Source organism: Thioprofundum lithotrophicum (assembly GCF_055387065.1).
This window is the reverse complement of the sequence record NZ_AP042379.1, coordinates 2,854,165-2,871,429: the sequence shown is the minus strand read 5'-3', so window position 1 is coordinate 2,871,429 and position 17,265 is coordinate 2,854,165. Positions and strand designations below refer to the sequence as shown.

Annotated in this window: 11 protein-coding genes; 8 read left to right on the top strand and 3 right to left on the bottom strand. The window is 60.9% G+C overall.

All coding sequences use genetic code 11. From position 1 onward, the window contains the following. The first annotated feature begins 34 nt into the window (after positions 1-34). A complete protein-coding gene (locus ACZ5BH_RS13730) occupies positions 35-1,837 on the top strand; it encodes an SGNH/GDSL hydrolase family protein (protein ID WP_464889828.1) in 1,803 nt (600 codons plus the stop codon). Between the two features lie 248 nt (positions 1,838-2,085). Here ACZ5BH_RS13730 and ACZ5BH_RS13725 read toward each other — a convergent pair whose 3' ends face one another. Together ACZ5BH_RS13725 and asnB are read right to left on the bottom strand one after the other, a co-directional pair. Next, on the bottom strand, positions 2,086-3,168 hold the full coding sequence (locus ACZ5BH_RS13725; protein WP_464889827.1) for a glycosyltransferase: 1,083 nt from the start codon (positions 3,166-3,168) through the stop codon (positions 2,086-2,088). A 40-nt stretch (positions 3,169-3,208) separates the two neighbouring features. Then, positions 3,209-5,119 carry an asparagine synthase (glutamine-hydrolyzing) gene (asnB, locus tag ACZ5BH_RS13720; protein WP_464889826.1) on the bottom strand — a complete coding sequence of 637 codons (1,911 nt, stop codon included), beginning with the start codon at positions 5,117-5,119 and terminating at the stop codon, positions 3,209-3,211. Positions 5,120-5,948: 829 nt separating this feature from the next. Between asnB and dnaE the strand changes: the two genes are divergently transcribed. After that, entirely contained in the window at positions 5,949-9,410 is a 3,462-nt protein-coding gene (gene dnaE, locus ACZ5BH_RS13715; RefSeq protein ID WP_464889825.1) for a DNA polymerase III subunit alpha, read from the top strand. A gap of 321 nt (positions 9,411-9,731) precedes the next feature. Here the strand turns inward: dnaE and ACZ5BH_RS13710 are convergent, their stop codons facing one another. Further along, positions 9,732-10,265 carry a pentapeptide repeat-containing protein gene (locus ACZ5BH_RS13710; RefSeq protein ID WP_464889824.1) on the bottom strand — a complete coding sequence of 178 codons (534 nt, stop codon included), beginning with the start codon at positions 10,263-10,265 and terminating at the stop codon, positions 9,732-9,734. A 238-nt stretch (positions 10,266-10,503) separates the two neighbouring features. On the opposite strand from ACZ5BH_RS13710, the gene ACZ5BH_RS13705 reads away from it, so the two are divergent. The 6 genes from ACZ5BH_RS13705 to ftsB all read left to right on the top strand — a co-directional run bounded on the left by ACZ5BH_RS13705 (position 10,504) and on the right by ftsB (position 17,209). After that, positions 10,504-11,460 (top strand): acetyl-CoA carboxylase carboxyltransferase subunit alpha, encoded by a 957-nt coding sequence (locus ACZ5BH_RS13705; RefSeq protein WP_464889823.1) that lies wholly within the window; start codon positions 10,504-10,506, stop codon positions 11,458-11,460. 1 nt (position 11,461) lies between these two features. Further along, a complete protein-coding gene (tilS, locus tag ACZ5BH_RS13700; RefSeq protein WP_464889822.1) occupies positions 11,462-12,805 on the top strand; it encodes a tRNA lysidine(34) synthetase TilS in 1,344 nt (447 codons plus the stop codon). A 97-nt stretch (positions 12,806-12,902) separates the two neighbouring features. Beyond that, the gene (locus tag ACZ5BH_RS13695) at positions 12,903-14,552 is read left to right on the top strand and encodes a CTP synthase (protein WP_464889821.1); all 1,650 of its coding nucleotides are present in this window, start codon (positions 12,903-12,905) and stop codon (positions 14,550-14,552) included. Beyond that, the gene (kdsA, locus tag ACZ5BH_RS13690; protein WP_464889820.1) at positions 14,549-15,382 is read left to right on the top strand and encodes a 3-deoxy-8-phosphooctulonate synthase; all 834 of its coding nucleotides are present in this window, start codon (positions 14,549-14,551) and stop codon (positions 15,380-15,382) included. The genes ACZ5BH_RS13695 and kdsA overlap by 4 nt, the downstream gene beginning before the upstream one ends. A gap of 173 nt (positions 15,383-15,555) precedes the next feature. After that, positions 15,556-16,851 carry a phosphopyruvate hydratase gene (gene eno, locus ACZ5BH_RS13685; RefSeq protein WP_464889819.1) on the top strand — a complete coding sequence of 432 codons (1,296 nt, stop codon included), beginning with the start codon at positions 15,556-15,558 and terminating at the stop codon, positions 16,849-16,851. Position 16,852: 1 nt separating this feature from the next. Next, entirely contained in the window at positions 16,853-17,209 is a 357-nt protein-coding gene (gene ftsB, locus ACZ5BH_RS13680; RefSeq protein WP_464889818.1) for a cell division protein FtsB, read from the top strand. The last annotated feature ends 56 nt before the right edge of the window (positions 17,210-17,265 follow it).

Below are 17,265 nucleotides of genomic sequence, written 5' to 3'. Positions count from 1 at the left end.
TCGCACCGGCGAGGCCATATTCGTGAGAATCAACATGACGATTCATGAAACACAAGACAATATGATGCGATTCATAATATGGATTTTGTTCTCACAGTTAATCGTCTTTTCATTCGTGGGGTGCCAGGATATCGAGCACGACCTTGGTGCCCCTGAGTCGTCCCTTGTGGCTGAACTGATCGTCAATGGCGGGGATGAGCCGGTGCGCATGCGCGATCCGGAGCTGAGGCTCGCCGGAACGTTTCCGTATGCAATAAAGGGAATGTATGTATCGGAGGACAACGTCGCACTTCAGAATGGAGATGCCACTTGGATTGCGTTTCAAAATGCTGCTCGTTCCGTCAGTGAAAGCAGCCGGATACTGTTGCGTGACGAGTCGCCGGCGATTACGGTGTCGAAGACCGTGTATGTCTGGCTGGTCGATGTGTTCGATAATGTCTATCCGGCAATTTCGCGTTCATTTTCCTACTTGCGGGAAGATGCGAGTCCGCCCAGTGCAACGGACATCCTGATCAATGGCGGGGCGTCGCTCACCACTACGTCTACTGTAGACGTGCGTGTTGAAGGCGTCGATGACGTTGGGGTTACAGCCTATTTGCTCTCGGAGGAACCGAACAATCCTTCTCTGCTTGATTCCCGCTGGGTATCAGTGGCGCCGCAAACTCGACTCTCTTTCACGGACCGGTTTCAGTTTTCTGCTGCAACCGGTTCAGGAGACAGGTCGATTTATATGTGGCTGAGGGATGCCTATGGCAATATGTCGGGGCCTGTATCCGATACGATAACCTATCAAATTATGGATACCCAGGCGCCTCTTGTCAACAGTGTTTCCATCAATGGCGGGGTCGGAACCACGGCGACGAATATTGTGTCCGTCGCATTCAATGCGGTTGACGACTATGGCGTTGTCGGTTTCCTGATATCGGAAAATTCCTCCGTTCCCGGCTTGAATGATGCGGCCTGGACAACTATTTATCCGACCAGCAACTTGAGTACTGTGGTTAGCTACACGCTGTCGCAAACGCTTGGGGTGAAGACAGTTTATGTCTGGGTCAAGGATGCAGCAGGCAATATTTCCACGGCGGGAAGCGATTCAATCCAACTAACCGGTAATCTCTCACTTGGCAGTGCGTGGATGTTTTTCGGAGATAGCCAGACTGCGGGCAGAGCCAACGAGCCAGACGCCATTTCGCATGCCATTGCATTTCGGAATATCTGGCTAGCTACATACGGGGAATCTGTTTCTCCCTATATCGATGGTGTTGGCGGGAGAACTCTTCCTCAAACCTATCAAAGTTATCGGACGACGACAGCGCGGAGCAATGCAAGCTGGGTGCATTTTCAGGAGTCTGGATGCCAGTTTTCCGATGAGGACACGCCTGCCAAATTCATCACCGCTTTCGAAAATTTTGTACGAGATATTGCGGCGACGACTCCGGGCGCTGTGATTTCTACGGAAACTGCCTATTCTTTTGAAGCGGAAAATGAGCCATGCAGAGACTGGACCACCTACAATATCGAAATGCGCACGAAGATTGCGCAACTTGCCAGTGAAGGTATTGTCGTTCACCTGGCAGAGGTGGATCGTAATATCAAGGAGCTTGTCGCGCGCAAGCGCGCCCAACTCGGTTTCACTGCAGGACAGCAGGCGGTGTGGGGCGACTCAAATAACAGTATTGGACGACACTATACCGGGCTTGGTAATCTTATGGTTGCGCTCAGCCTGTACAAGGCGCTTGGTTTTGATGTGAATACCCTTGACCTCAGCGGGGTTCCGGATAGCCAGGTTGGCGCAGCAGACAAGCAACTCTGTCTTGATATCATCAATGCCTATTGATATGTACGCTGTTGATGCTGGAGTCGTTCGGTGAACGAGAATGTCAAAATGTCTCAAAATCGTTTTGACGAAAATTCCATGCAGGACCGTCGCGAGCCGTGAAAAGGCAAAGCATCACGGCTTGTTCCGCGCTTGCAGGCGACAATCGGAAAATTGCGATCGGCATAGTGATGAGACGATTAGTCTGTTCTGTGAGGTTTCAGGATTTCGACTTGTGTTCCGGTGTTTCCCACGAACGATATTGCAATTCACGATGTCAGGATCCGTATATAGTCATCAAGCATCCTTTTTTCAGAGAAATTCTGGATGACATGCTCTCGTGCGTGACGCCGAAAATCTTCTAGTCGCTCAGGGCTCATCATTTTCCGCATACCGGCAACGAGTGCCTCCATGTTTCCTGGCTGGACGATGATTCCAACGTTTTCGGGTAGAATTTCAGTTATACCTCCGACATCGGTTGCCAGGCACGGGAGTCCGGAACTCAAGGCCTCAAGAATAACAAGCGGCACCCCTTCGGTAATTGAGCTCATCACCAGGAAGTCATACGATGTCAGCAATTGCGGTATGTTTGTCTGCTCTCCAAGAAAACGGACGTAATCTTCGATGCCGTCTTGCCGTGCCTGATTGCATAACGCCTTTTTTAGAGGGCCTGTTCCGATGATGTCAAGTCTCAGAGATATTTTGCTAGTCTTGTTGATTCGAGAGACGGCATCTATCAGCATGTCAAGGTTCTTATGGGGGTGAAGTCGGCCAACAAACACGGCTTTGAATGATCCCGGCTCGCGGGGATGACTGGGTTCTGGTTCGGCGGGCCGGAACCGCTCGGTGTCAATTCCATTATAGATTACATGTAACCGATCAGGGGCGACGCCAAGAGTGTCCTGAAAATAATCAGCAAGCCTGTTATGTATTGCTGTCACGGAGTCCACGCGGTTAAGGGTACGTCTGGCAAATCGCCGCAATCGAGCATTGTTCAGCAGGTCGATCTCGTTATGTTCAGTAACAACAATTTTCCTCACGCCGGCCAGTTTGGCAGGAAGATAGATCAGAGAAAATATGCCAACATGATGTACGTGGATAGTGTCGATCTTGTTGTCGCGGAATGTTCTAAATAGATCGTATCGCCGTTTGATGCGGTTCTTTTTTTCGGCATCAATGGCAAAGCACTCAATCCCCGAGTTTTCAAGATCGTCGCTGATCGGTCCCTTTCCCGAATGTGTCGCGCAAACTGAAATCTGGTATCCTCTCCGGGAAAGCTTTTTTGCGATATTGGCGGCCAATCTTTCCGAGCCGCCTATCTGAAACGTGAATATAACTTCCATGATGTTCATGACGATTCCTGCCTGCGCTGTCTAATGGCCATGAAAGCGCTCATGGTGCGGATGTCGAATGACCTTGGTTCTTCGAACGTTCGAGCCAGACCTGAAACATCAGAACATCCCATAAATAATATTCCCAATTCTGTTTATTGGCAAGATGCTCATTCCAGATTTGTCTGATAACCGGCGCAGAAAAATATCCTTCCTGCTTTAATCGGTCTTCGTCCAGAAGCGATTCCGCCCATTCGCGCAGTGAACCGCGCAGCCATGAACCAATCGGAACGCTAAACCCCATTTTGGGACGTTCAAACAAGCTGTCTGGAACATACCGTTCCAGAAGTTTCCGCAGGATCCATTTACCTTTGTTATGGCGGATTTTCATTGACAAGGGGAGGCGAAACGCAAATTCAATGATTCTGTGATCAAGCAGCGGAGCGCGCGTTTCCAGGCTGTTGGACATTGCTGCCCGGTCCACTTTGACCAAGATGTCATTCTGAAGGTAGTTCTCGATATCAATAATCTGCAATTGGCTGACGATATCCATTCTGTGAGTACTATTCCGAATACCTCCTCCGGAACATGGGCCATGTGAGACAACGGTTCCGCGAGGCCACGCGTGATGCGTGACGACATGGCGATACAGGTCCGATACGTTATCATGCCGCAAGAAATCTGCAATCTTTCCGGGTTTGGGACAAAGTTTTTGTGGGACGATATTCAAGCAGGCAGCCAATCCCTTGCGAAGTGCTGATGGTATCCGCTGCGCGTTCCTCCACGTAGAATTGGCAAACGCATATCTTGGATATCCGCAAAAGATTTCATCTCCGCCGTCACCGGAAAGCGCAACAGTTACGTGTTGTCGAGTCAGGCGGGAAACCAGAAAAGTCGGGATTTGTGAAGGATCGGAAAAGGGTTCATCGTAGATTGTGGGCAAATCGGGGATGACCTGGAGTGCGTTTTCCGGGGTAATGTAAAGTTCGGTATGGTCCGTGCCCAGGTGATGTGCAACTTTTTTCGCGTAAATGGCCTCGTTGAAATCTTTATCGTGAAACCCAATGGTGAACGTCCTGACTGGCTGTGCGCTTTCCTGTTGCATAAGGGCGACGACAAGTGATGAGTCAATCCCTCCGGACAGGAATGCGCCCAGCGGAACATCGGATATCATCATGTTGCTGATGGTGTCGCGCAATCGGGTGTCCAGTTCGTCGATGGCCTGATCTTCTGTCCCGGAATAGGGGTGCATATTTGCATGGGCAGCAATTTCTTCGAGGTTCCAGTATTTTTGTGGTTTTGGGGTCAATTTTTGGATCAGGCTAGACAGCGGGATCGACAGAAAGCACCCTGGTAGCAGTTTATGGATGTTCTGATAAATGGAGAGAGGGGCCGGGATATTGCTGTGAAGAAGATATTGCTCGAGAGCGTTTCGGTTGATGCTGCCAATCCAGTCGGGATGGAATGTCAAGGGTTTCAGTTCGGATGAAAACAGAAAACTTTTTCCCTGCCAGCCGTAATACAGGGGTTTTTCTCCAATTCGGTCGCGTGCTAGATGAAGAACATTTTCTGTGTTGTCCCAAATGGCAACAGCAAACATGCCAATACTTTTTTGTAACGCAACCGGTATCCCCCATGCTTCGAGTGACGCCAGCAGAACTTCCGTGTCGGAGTGGCCGCAGAAGGTGTAGCCTTTCCTGGTCAGGATTTTTCTGAGAGACAAGTAATTGTATATCTCGCCATTAAAGACAATGGTGTATCGGCCGCTGGCAGAAGTCATTGGCTGGCGGCCGGAACCACTGAGATCCTGAATGGCCAGTCGTCTATGGCCAAGCACCACGCCGGTTTTGCGGCAAATGAATATCCCTTCATCATCAGGGCCGCGGTGATGCAGACTGGCGCTCATTTTGTGGGTGATCGCCTCAAGATTGAATGTCGCATTTGGGGTGTAAAATCCGAAAAGGCCGCACATCTTCTAGGTTACCGTGACGAACAGGTAAAGATTATTCCGAGTATCGGGCGTCTGTATTCGGGGTGTAGTCATGCTGCGGGGCGAATAGTCTTGTGGGTTGTCTGGATGTCGTGGCTATTGTGTTGAATGCGGTCGAGCTACAGAGGCAGAAAAATCGCCATCGAAATTGAAACGCCGTTTTTCTTTTGTGTCTGAACGATTTTATATCGCATCTTGAGAATCGAGTGTCGGCCGTGCCGGGCACTGCGGCAAGGATGTATCTGTTATCGCGACAAAGGGGTTTGGCCTGTCATGCATATTGGGTTGTGCAACACGTGATGTCATTTGATACTCAATCGAGTTCCAAATATCAGCCTGCCTTCGTGCTTCCGGGACGCAGGAACGTCTCGTAACCGGCCGTCGTCCTAACCGCGATTGCCATATTTCTGCTGTGGGTGGGGACGAAATCCGGAGTCCGTTGTCTTTGTCGTCACGCCTGTGTGCCGGAAATGCCTCATCGATGTCGTGAACACGAAGACTCTCAGCGCGCTGCGCCGACGACAATGGGTTTGTTGGCGTACAGTCGTGCAGGCAGACCGGAAATCAGATACCCGGCAAGCCGAGGTTTTGACGATCATCCGGCCGTGGTTTGTCCCTTGTAATCGATTGCATCCTAGCTATTTGCGGACTGTTGTAAAATAGGCCATTCGGCAGCATCAGACGCCACGACGACATGATTGGCCTGGAGTGGCGCTCATCCCGGGTGGGTCAGCGTCAGATTTTCCGCAAATTTCGCCGGTCTTGACGTGAGCTGTTGCTTCAGAAGGCCTTTCCTCCGAAACTCTACCGCATGACGTCTTCCTTCATCCATCTCCACCTGCATACCGAGTATTCTCTGGTCGACGGCCTGATCCGCGTCAAGCCGCTGGTGCAGGCCGTGGCCGCGGCGGGGATGCCGGCGGTGGCGGTGACCGATCAGGGGAACCTGTTCGCCATGGTCAAGTTCTACCGGGCGGCGCAGGCGGCGGGGATCAAGCCCATCGTGGGGGTGGATGCCTGGCTGGAGAATCCGGAGGAGGGGGGGCAGCCCTTCCGGCTGGTGCTGCTGTGCAAGGATCTGGTGGGTTACCGGAACCTGACCGAACTGGTCTCCCTCGGCTACATCGAGGGTCAGGAACGGGGGATGCCCATCCTGCGCCAGGCGTGGCTGGCCGAGCACCGGGAGGGGCTGATCGTGCTTTCCGGGGCGAAAGGGGGCGATGTGGGGCAGGCGCTGCTGGCTGGCAACGGGGATCTGGCCCGGGAGCGCCTCGATTTCTGGCAGACCCACTTTCCCGACCATTATTATCTGGAATTGCAGCGCACCGGCCGCCCCGGAGACGAGGATCACCTGCACGCGGCGGTGGATCTGGCCATCGAGCGGGGGCTGCCGGTGGTGGCCACCAACGATGTGCATTTTCTTCGGCCGGAGGACTTCGAGGCCCACGAGGCGCGGGTCTGTATCCACGACGGGCGGGTGCTGGACGATCCCCGCCGGCCGCGGCGTTTCTCCGAACAGCAGTATCTGCGCACGCCCGAGGAGATGGCCGAGCTGTTCGCCGACATTCCCGAGGCGCTGGAGAACACGGTCGAGATTGCCCGCCGCTGCAATCTCGAGCTGACCCTGGGCAAGAACTACCTGCCCGACTACCCCATTCCCGAGGGGCTGACGCCCGGCGAGTTCCTGGCCCAGGAGGCCCGGCGCGGCCTGGAGAAGCGCCTGGAACGGATCCTCGATCCGGCCGCGCCCGACGCCGGGGCACGCCGGCGGATCTACGAAGAGCGGCTGGCGACGGAGCTGGAAGTCATCAACTCCATGGGCTTCCCCGGCTACTTCCTCATCGTGGCCGACTTCATCCGCTGGGCCAAGGAGCATGGCATTCCGGTGGGGCCGGGGCGCGGCTCGGGGGCCGGCTCGCTGGTGGCCTACGCCCTGACCATCACCGATCTCGATCCCATCGCCTACGATCTGCTGTTCGAGCGTTTCCTCAACCCGGAGCGGGTTTCCATGCCCGACTTCGACGTGGACTTCTGCATGGAGGGCCGCGACCGGGTGATCGAGTACGTGGCCGAGCACTACGGCCGCGAGAAGGTTTCCCAGATCATCACCTACGGCTCCATGGCCGCCAAGGCCGTGGTGCGCGACGTGGGCCGGGTGCTGGGCCACCCCTACGGCTTCGTGGATCGTATCGCCAAGCTGATCCCCTTCGAGATCGGCATGACCCTGGACAAGGCCCTGGCCCAGGAGGAGCAGCTTCGCGAGCTCTACGAGCAGGACGAGGAGGTGCGGGCCCTCATCGATCTGGCCAAGTCCCTCGAAGGCCTGGCCCGCAACGCGGGCAAGCACGCCGGGGGCGTGGTCATCGCGCCCTCGAAGCTCACCGATTTCACCCCGCTGTACTGCGAACAGGGCTCCAGCAGCGTCGTCACCCAGTTCGACAAGGACGACGTGGAGGCCGTGGGCCTGGTCAAGTTCGACTTCCTGGGCCTGCGCACCCTGACCATCATCGACTGGGCGGTGCAGACCATCAACCGCGAGCGCGAAGCCCGCTCCGAGCCGGCGGTGGACATCTCGGCCATTCCCCTGGACGATGAAGCGGCCTTCCGCCTGCTCAAGGAGACCCGGACCACCGCGGTGTTCCAGCTCGAATCCCGCGGCATGAAGGATCTCATCAAGCGCCTGCAGCCTGACAACTTCGAGGACATCGTGGCCCTGGTGGCCCTGTTCCGCCCCGGCCCGCTGCAGTCGGGCATGGTGGACGACTTCATCAACCGCAAGCACGGCCGGCAGAAGGTCGAATATCCCCATCCGGATCTGGAGCCCATCCTCAAGCCCACTTACGGGGTGATCCTCTACCAGGAGCAGGTGATGCAGATCGCCCAGGTGCTGGCCGGCTACAGCCTCGGCGGCGCCGATCTGCTGCGCCGCGCCATGGGCAAGAAGAAGCCGGAGGAGATGGCCAAGCAGCGTGAAATCTTCACCAAGGGCGCGCTGGAGCGGGGCGTGGACGAGAAGGTGGCCACCCACATCTTCGACCTGATGGAGAAGTTCGCCGGCTACGGCTTCAACAAGTCCCACTCGGCCGCCTACGCCCTGGTCTCCTACCAGACCGCCTGGCTCAAGGCCCATTTCCCGGCCGCCTTCATGGCCGCGGTACTCTCGGCCGACATGGACAATACCGACAAGGTGGTGACCCTCATCGACGAGTGTCACGACATGCAGCTGACGGTGGAGCCGCCCAACATCAACCAGTGCCAGCACCGCTTCACCGTGCGCGGCGACCAGACCATCATCTACGGCCTCGGCGCCATCAAGGGTGTGGGGGAGGCGGCCATCGAGGCCATCATCCACGAACGAGAGTCGGGCGGTCCGTTCCGGGATCTGTTCGACTTCTGCCAGCGCATCGAGCTGAAGAAGGTCAACCGCCGCACCCTCGAGGCCCTGATCATGGCCGGGGCGCTGGACGTGTTCGGCGAGAACCGTGCCACCCTCATGGCCTCCCTGCCGGCGGCCCTCAAGCTGGCCGAGCAGCAGAGCCGCAACCGCGAGGCGGGCATCGACGATCTGTTCGGCATGGCCGCTCCGGTGGTGGATGCCGAATCGGGCCAGTACCTGCGCCAGCCCGACTGGCACGAGGATCAGCGCCTGGCCTGCGAAAAGCAGACCCTGGGCCTGTACCTCACCGGCCATCCCATCGATCGCCATCTGAATGAACTGGCGAAGTTCACCACCTGCCGCATCGTCGATCTCAAGCCGGACCGGGATCAGACCGTGGTGGTGGCCGGCCTCATCATCGCCATGCGCACCATGAACACCCGCCGCGGCGATCGCATGGCCTTCATCACCATCGACGATCGCAGCGCCCGCATCGAACTGGCGGTGTTCTCCGAGGCCTATCAGCGCCACCGTCACCTGCTGGCCAAGGACAAGCTGATCGTGGTGGAAGGCGAGGTGAGCGTGGACGAATACAGCGGTGGCTACAAGATGAGCGCCCGCAACCTGTTCGATCTGGAACAGGCCCGCGAACACTTCGCCCGCAAGCTGGTGGTGGCGGTGGACGAGCGCCGCGCCGGCAACGGTTTCGTGCCCGGCCTGCAGGCCGCCCTCGGCCCCTACCGCGAAGGGGGTTGCCCCGTGGTGCTCGACTACCGCGCTGCGGACGCCCGTGCCGAAATCGTCCTTGGCCGTGACTGGCGCGTGCGCCCGGCGGACGAACTCCTCAATCGCCTGCGCGAAATGGTGGGCGAGGAGGGGGTTCGGGTGGAGTACTGATTCACGGCTTCGATGGAATCGGTGGAAGAAAACGCAGAGGACGCGGAGACGCAGAGAACGCAGAGTGTGTTGTTGGGATCGCCGAAACGTGCGCCAATATCAGGACATTGAGGTAGGTCGGTCTGCAGCCCGACATTACTCTCGTAATCAAACAGTTTGTCGGCCCGAAGGCCGACCTGTAGGGTGTAGGCCGGCTCAAGCGCAGCGGAGCCGGCAAAAATCGTGTCATCCCGAGATGGCGGCTCCGCTACGCTTGAGCCGCCCTACGGGCTGCGTCTCTGCGCCCTCTGCGTTATTTGCAGACGGCTTGCCGAAGCCCCTTTACCGGCATCCCCCGATCGAATCCTTCCCGCAGCGCCGCCCGTCGGTCCAGATGGCGCCGTCGAAGCGGGCCTGGATGAGGATGGCGTTCTGCAGGTTGGCGCCGAGCAGGTTGGCGCCGGAGAGATCGGCGTCGAGCAGGTTGGCGTTGCGCAGATCGGCGAAACGCAGATCGGCATGGCGGAAGTTCACCCCGTGCAGATGGGCGCCGCGCAGGTTGGCCAGCATCAGGTTGGCCTCTTCCATGCTGGCCAGTTGCAAGATGGCCTTCTCGAGATTGGCGCGCTGCAGGTTGGCCTTGTCGAGCCGCATGGAGGCCATGGAAGCGCCGTGCATGTCCACGCCGGGCTGATTGGCGCCGATCCGCACTGCCCAGGAGCACTGGGACTCGGGTTTCCATTCGCAGATCATGTTTACGTCCTTGAGCTTGTCGATTTCCTTGGTCCAGGCATGGGCCTGGCCGGCATGGAACAACACTGCCGCCGAGAACAGCAGCAGGGCGGGTACGAGCCAATGGCGAGTCTTCTCTTTCATGCGATCCTCCCGGGTGGTGCCTCTGCCGGAGCCCCCCTCCGGCTTCATGGCAGAACTGTCAGGCAAAAACCCGGCCGGAACCTTGATCAAGCTCAATTCGGACGGGGATTTCCCGCGTGAACCGCGGCCTGTGTTCCGTGACAGGAAGTGATAGAATCTGCCCAGGATGCGCCATATTTTCACAAATTGCCGGAGGAATATCCGGTAAGCCATTGATATTCATACCCGGAACCTTTTCATGAATCTCAACTTCCTGGATTTCGAACAGCCCATCGCCGAGCTGGAAGCCAAGATCGAGGAGCTGCGTTACGTGGGCTCCGACAGCGAGATCAACATCAGCGAGGAGATCCAGCGCCTGCAGGCCAAGAGCCGGGAACTGACCGAGTCGATCTTCGCCAATCTCAAGTCGGCCCAGATCGCCCAGCTCGCCCGCCATCCCCAGCGCCCCTACTTCCTCGACTACGTGGAGCGGATCTTCACCGACTTCGAGGAATTGCACGGCGACCGGGCCTTCGCCGACGATGCGGCCATCGTCGGCGGCATGGCCCGGCTGGAGGGCCGGCCGGTGATGCTGATCGGCCAGCAGAAGGGCCGCGACACCAAGGAAAAGGTGCGCCGCAACTTCGGCATGCCCCGCCCCGAGGGTTACCGCAAGGCCAAGCGCCTGATGGAGATGGCCGAGAAGTTCAAGCTGCCCATCCTCACCTTCATCGATACCCCCGGTGCCTATCCCGGCGTGGACGCGGAGGAGCGGGGCCAGAGCGAGGCCATCGCCCGCAACCTGTACGTGATGGCGGCCCTCAAGACACCCATCGTCAGCACCGTGATCGGTGAGGGCGGCTCCGGCGGCGCCCTGGCCATCGGGGTCTGCGACCGGCTGATGATGCTCGAGTATTCCACCTATTCGGTGATCTCGCCCGAGGGCTGCGCCTCGATACTGTGGAAGAGCGCCGAGAAGGCCCCCGAAGCCGCCGAGGCCATGGGCCTGACGGCGCCGCGCCTGAAAGAGCTGGGGCTGGTGGATTTCATCATCAACGAACCCCTCGGCGGTGCCCACCGCGATCCGGATGCCACTGCCGCAGCGGTGAAGACGGCGCTCCTCGAGTCGCTCGAGCGGCTCGAGACCATTCCCATCGACAAGCTGCTGGATCAGCGTTACGAGCGCCTGATGAAGTACGGCAACTACAACGAGTAGGATGCCGCGCCCGGGCTTCAGCCTGAGCCGCCTCGAGGCCGCCCTCGAACCCCTGCCCCGGCAAGGGCGCTGGTGGATCGGCTTCAGCGGCGGCTGTGATTCCGCCGTTCTCCTCCATGCCCTGAGCCGCCTGCGCCCCCCCACGGTCGAACTGCGGGCCCTGCACGTCAATCACCGCCTCCATCCCGATGCCTCGGCCTGGGCCGAGCATTGTCGGCGCTTCGCCGCGGCGCGAGGTATTCCCTTCCGGCTCATCGAAGTGGATGCCGCGCCCGGTCCGGGCGAGAGTCCCGAAGCGCGCGCCCGCGAGGCGCGCTACGCCGCCTTTGCCGAAGTGCTGGCGGCGGGCGACCATCTGCTGCTGGCCCATCACCGCGACGATCAGGCCGAAACGGTGCTGCTGCGTCTGCTGCGCGGCGCCGGTCCCGAGGGGCTGGCCGGCATGCCCGTTACCCGGCCGCTGGGGGCGGGCCAGCTGTACCGGCCCCTGTTGGACTTCACCCGCGCCGACCTGCAGGCCTGGGCTCGGCGTGAAGGGCTCGAGTGGATCGAGGATCCGGCCAACGCCGGCACCGATCCCGATCGCAACTTCCTGCGCCACGAGATTCTGCCGCGCCTGCGTTCGCGCTGGCCGGCGGCCGATGCCACGCTGGTGCGGGCTGCCCGCCTGCAGCGGGAGGCCGCCGATGACCTGGCCCGGCAGGCGGCGGCCGACTGGGCAAGCCTGGCCGAAACGCAGCCCGATCGGATCGCCGTGGCCCCACTCCGGGCCCTGCCGGCGGTCCGGCAGCGGCGTCTGCTGCGCTACTGGATCGGCCGGATCAACGCCCGGCCGCTGCCCGATGTCCGGCACCTGCAACGGATCCTGGACGAGGTGCTGACCGCCGCCCCTGACGCCATGCCCGAGGTGCGCTGGCGCGGCGCCCGGATCCGGCGCCATGACGGCAGGCTCTGGCTGTTGCCGGAGACGCCGCCGGCCATGCCGCCCATGCAGCCCTGGGACCTGCGCCAGCCCCTGCTGCTCGGTGATGGCCGCTGTCTGGAAGTGCGCGAGATCACGGGCGAGGGCCTGCGCGCCGATCTGCGCGGACGGGAGGATATCCGCATTGATTTTCGCCGGGGCGGCGAGCGCCTGCGCCCGGCGGGGCGGGGAGAACGCCATCATGCCCTGAAGAAACTGCTTCAGGAATGGCGTGTGCCCCCCTGGGAGCGGGCGCGCCTGCCGCTGCTCTACGTGGGCGAGGCCATCGCCGCCGTGCCCGGTTACTGTGTCTGTGCGCCCTTCGCCGCCGGGGCGGGGGAAACCGGGCTGGTGATCAGGGTGCGCAGCGGCGAACGCGATTGAAACCCTGTCCGAAAACGACGACAATATCCCCCCGGCGACGGCGCCGGTTCCGCACCACCCCCGGCGTCCCTCTTTCCCGCAACCGGCTGGGCCTTTCATGACCAAATACGTCTTCATCACCGGCGGTGTCGTCTCCTCGTTGGGCAAGGGCATCGCCTCCGCCTCGCTGGCTGCCATCCTCGAAGCCCGGGGGCTCAAGGTCACCCTGCTCAAGCTCGATCCCTACATCAACGTGGATCCGGGCACCATGAGTCCCTTCCAGCATGGCGAGGTGTTCGTGACCGAGGACGGCGCCGAGACGGATCTCGACCTGGGCCATTACGAGCGCTTCGTGCGCACCACCATGACCCAGAAGAACAACTTCACCACCGGGCGGGTCTATTCACACGTGATCAGCAAGGAGCGCCGGGGCGACTACCTGGGCGCCACCGTGCAGGTGATCCCCCACATCACCGACGAGATCAAGCGCCGCATCCGGGCCGGGGCCGAAGGGCACGACGTGGCCATGGTGGAGATCGGCGGCACGGTGGGCGACATCGAGTCGCTGCCGTTTCTCGAGGCCATCCGCCAGATGGGCGTGGAGGAGGGGCGCGACAATGCCCTGTTCATCCATCTCACCCTGCTGCCCTACATTCCCACCGCCGGCGAGCTCAAGACCAAGCCCACCCAGCACTCGGTGAAGGAGCTGCGCTCCATCGGCATCCAGCCCGACATCCTGATCTGCCGGGCCGACCGGCCCATTCCCGAGGACGAGAAGCGCAAGATCGCCCTGTTTACCAACGTGGAGGAGCGGGCGGTGATCGCCGCGCTGGACGTGGACAGCATCTACAAGATCCCCATGCTGCTCTCCGAGCAGGGGCTGGACGAGATTGCCGTGGACAAGTTGCGCCTGAGCGCCCCGCCGCCCGATCTCTCCGAGTGGCAGGCGGTGATCGACAAGCTCGAGCATCCCACCGGCGAGACCACCATCGCCATGGTGGGCAAGTACATGGATCTCACCGAGGCCTACAAGTCCCTCTCCGAGGCGCTGATCCACGCCGGGATCCACACCCGCACCCGGGTCAACATCCGTTACGTGGATTCGGAAGACATCGAGCGCGAAGGCACCGGCTGTCTCGAGAAGGTGGATGCCATCCTGGTGCCCGGTGGCTTCGGCGAGCGGGGCGTGGAAGGCAAGATCGCCGCGGCGCAGTACGCCCGCGAACACAAGGTGCCCTACCTAGGCATCTGTCTGGGCATGCAGGTGGCGGTGATCGAATACGCCCGCCATGTGGCCGGGCTGGAAGACGCCCACAGCAGCGAATTCGACAAGGACACCCGCCACCCCGTGATCGCGCTCATCACCGAATGGATCACCCACGACGGGCGGGTGGAGCAGCGCGACGAGAACTCCGACCTGGGCGGCACCATGCGCCTGGGTGGCCAGCCCTGCAAGCTCAAGCCGGGCTCGAAGGTGCATGACATCTACGGCAAGGACGTGATCGTGGAGCGCCACCGCCACCGCTACGAGTTCAACAACAACTATCGCGAGCCGCTGGCGCGCGCCGGCCTGCAGATCGTCGGCACCTCGCTGGACGACAGCCTGGTGGAGGTGATCGAGCTGGACGATCACCCGTGGTTCATCGCCTGCCAGTTCCATCCCGAATTCACCTCCACGCCACGGGACGGCCATCCCCTGTTCAGCGGCTTCGTGCAGGCGGCCCGGGCCCATGGCGAACAGCACGTCCAGCAGGCGGCCAACGAATGAAACTCTGCGGTTTCGAGGTCGGCATACACCGGCCCCTGTTCCTGATCGCCGGCCCCTGCGTCATCGAAAGCGAACAGCTCGCCCTGGATACCGCCGGCGAACTCAAGGCGATCACGGATGCGCTGGGGATTCCGTTCATCTACAAGTCCTCCTTCGACAAGGCCAACCGCACCTCCAGCCGCAGTTACCGCGGCCCGGGCATGGCCGAAGGCCTGCGCATCCTGCAGAAGGTGAAGGACGAGATCGGCGTGCCGGTGCTCACCGACGTGCACGAAGACACGCCGCTCGAGGAAGTGGCCAGCGTGGTGGACGTGCTGCAGACCCCGGCCTTCCTGGTGCGCCAGACCAATTTCATCCAGAACGTCTGCCGCCAGGGCAAGCCCGTGAACATCAAGAAGGGCCAGTTCCTGGCGCCCTGGGACATGGCCAACGTGGTGGCCAAGGCCCGTGAGGTGGGCAACGAGCAGATCATGGTCTGCGAGCGGGGCGTCTCCTTCGGCTACAACACCCTGATCTCCGACATGCGCGGGCTGGCCATCATGCGCGAGACCGACTGCCCGGTGGTGTTCGACGCCACCCACTCGGTCCAGCAGCCGGGCGGGCAGGGCACCTCGTCCGGCGGGCAGCGCGAGTTCGTCCCGGTCCTGGCCCGCGCCGCCGTCGCCGCCGGCGTGGCCGGCGTGTTCATGGAGACCCACCCCGATCCCGACCAGGCCCTCTCCGACGGTCCCAACGCCTGGCCCCTGCCGCGCCTGCGCGAGCTGCTCGAGACCCTCAAGGTGATCGACGAGACGGTCAAGGCCCGCGGCTTCATCGAGGAGACGCTGTAACGAACCGGAACAGTTTGCAGGAGCGGCGCGAGCCGCGACGGTAGGTCGGCCTTCAGGCCGACAAGTCGGGCCAAAGCCCGACCTACGCCGTTTTTCGTGTCGCGGCTCGCGCCGCTCCTGCCCGAAAGATTCAACAAGAACCCAAAACCTTCGATTGTGAACCAGGAGCATTCATGTCCAACACCAGCAGCATGATCAAAGACATCATTGCCCGCGAGATCATCGACTCCCGGGGCAACCCCACCGTGGAGGCCGACGTGATCCTCGAGTCGGGCGTCATGGGCCGGGCGGCGGTGCCCTCGGGGGCTTCCACCGGCGAGCGGGAGGCCATCGAGCTGCGCGACGGCGATCCGGAACGCTATGGCGGCAAGGGGGTGCTCAAGGCCGTGGGCAACGTCAACGGCGAGATCCGCGAAGCCCTGCTGGGCCGCGATGCCGCCGATCAGGCCGGCCTCGATCAGACCCTGATCGATCTGGACGGCACGCCCAACAAGGCGCGCCTCGGCGCCAATGCCATTCTCGCCGTGTCCATGGCCTGCGCCCGCGCCGCGGCCGCCGACGACGGCAAGGCCCTCTACGAATACCTGCACACCGGCGAGGATTTCCGCATGCCGGTGCCCATGATGAACATCATCAACGGCGGCGCCCATGCCGATAACAGTGTGGATCTGCAGGAGTTCATGATCATCCCGGTGGGCGCACCGAGCATGGCCGAGGCCATCCGCTATGGCGCCGAGGTGTTCCACACCCTGAAGAAGGTGCTGCACGACCGGGGCATGAACACCGCCGTGGGCGACGAGGGCGGTTTCGCGCCGGATCTGTCCTCCAACGAGGAGGCCATCGAAATCATCCTCGAAGCCATCGACAAGGCCGGCTATACCGCGGGCGAGGACATCGCCATCGGCATCGACGCCGCCAGCAGTGAGTTCTACCAGGACGGCCGCTATGTGCTGGCTTCCGAGAACAAGTCGCTCTCGGCCGCCGAGTTCGTCGATCTGCTCGAAGGCTGGGTGGACAAGTATCCCATCATCAGCATCGAAGACGGCATGGACGAGAACGACTGGGACGGCTGGGCCCTGCTCACCCAGCGCCTGGGCGGCAAGGTGCAACTGGTGGGCGACGATCTGTTCGTCACCAACACGGAAATCTTCCAGCAGGGCATCGACAAGGGCATCGCCAACTCGATTCTGATCAAGGTCAACCAGATCGGCACCCTCAGCGAAACCCTCGCCGCCATCGCGATGGCCAAGCAGGCCGGTTACACCGCCGTCATCTCCCACCGCTCCGGCGAGACCGAGGACACCACCATCGCCGATCTGGCCGTGGCCACCTGCACCGGCCAGATCAAGACCGGCTCCATGTCCCGTTCCGATCGGGTGGCCAAGTACAACCAGTTGCTGCGCATCGCCGAGCGGCTGGGCGACAAGGCGGCCTATCCCGGCCGGGACGCCTTCGGCCAGCGCGGCTGAGATGCGCTGGCTGGTTGCCACCCTGCTGATCCTGCTGGTGCTCCTGCAGTACGATCTGTGGGTGGGGGAGGGCAGCCTGGCCACCGTATGGCGCCTGCAAAAGGCCATCGAGGCCCAGCAGGCGGAAAACGCCACCCTCGAGGCCCGCAACCGCGCCCTCGAGGCCGAAGTGCGGGATCTCAAGACCGGCACCGAAGCCATCGAGGAACGCGCCCGCAGCGAACTGGGCATGGTGAAGGAGGGCGAGACCTACATCCAGGTTATCGAGGACCGAGGGACGACGACTGCAGGGAGGCAGGAGGTAGGGCGACGCAGGATGCCAAAGCCGAGTGACGAGGGACGAGGAGATGAACGGTGACCAGGTAGCCCGGATGGCGCGAAGGGCCGGAATCCGGGAACACCGAACGGTATTTC

Bases quoted from the DNA above. Each gene is read 5' to 3' on its own strand.
- ACZ5BH_RS13730 (WP_464889828.1), top strand. From the start codon at position 35: ATGACGATTCATGAAACACAAGACAATATGATGCGATTCATAATATGG.
- ACZ5BH_RS13725 (WP_464889827.1), bottom strand. From the start codon at position 3,168: ATGAACATCATGGAAGTTATATTCACGTTTCAGATAGGCGGCTCGGAA.
- asnB (WP_464889826.1), bottom strand. From the start codon at position 5,119: ATGTGCGGCCTTTTCGGATTTTACACCCCAAATGCGACATTCAATCTT.
- dnaE (WP_464889825.1), top strand. From the start codon at position 5,949: ATGACGTCTTCCTTCATCCATCTCCACCTGCATACCGAGTATTCTCTG.
- ACZ5BH_RS13710 (WP_464889824.1), bottom strand. From the start codon at position 10,265: ATGAAAGAGAAGACTCGCCATTGGCTCGTACCCGCCCTGCTGCTGTTC.
- ACZ5BH_RS13705 (WP_464889823.1), top strand. From the start codon at position 10,504: ATGAATCTCAACTTCCTGGATTTCGAACAGCCCATCGCCGAGCTGGAA.
- tilS (WP_464889822.1), top strand. From the start codon at position 11,462: ATGCCGCGCCCGGGCTTCAGCCTGAGCCGCCTCGAGGCCGCCCTCGAA.
- ACZ5BH_RS13695 (WP_464889821.1), top strand. From the start codon at position 12,903: ATGACCAAATACGTCTTCATCACCGGCGGTGTCGTCTCCTCGTTGGGC.
- kdsA (WP_464889820.1), top strand. From the start codon at position 14,549: ATGAAACTCTGCGGTTTCGAGGTCGGCATACACCGGCCCCTGTTCCTG.
- eno (WP_464889819.1), top strand. From the start codon at position 15,556: ATGTCCAACACCAGCAGCATGATCAAAGACATCATTGCCCGCGAGATC.
- ftsB (WP_464889818.1), top strand. From the start codon at position 16,853: ATGCGCTGGCTGGTTGCCACCCTGCTGATCCTGCTGGTGCTCCTGCAG.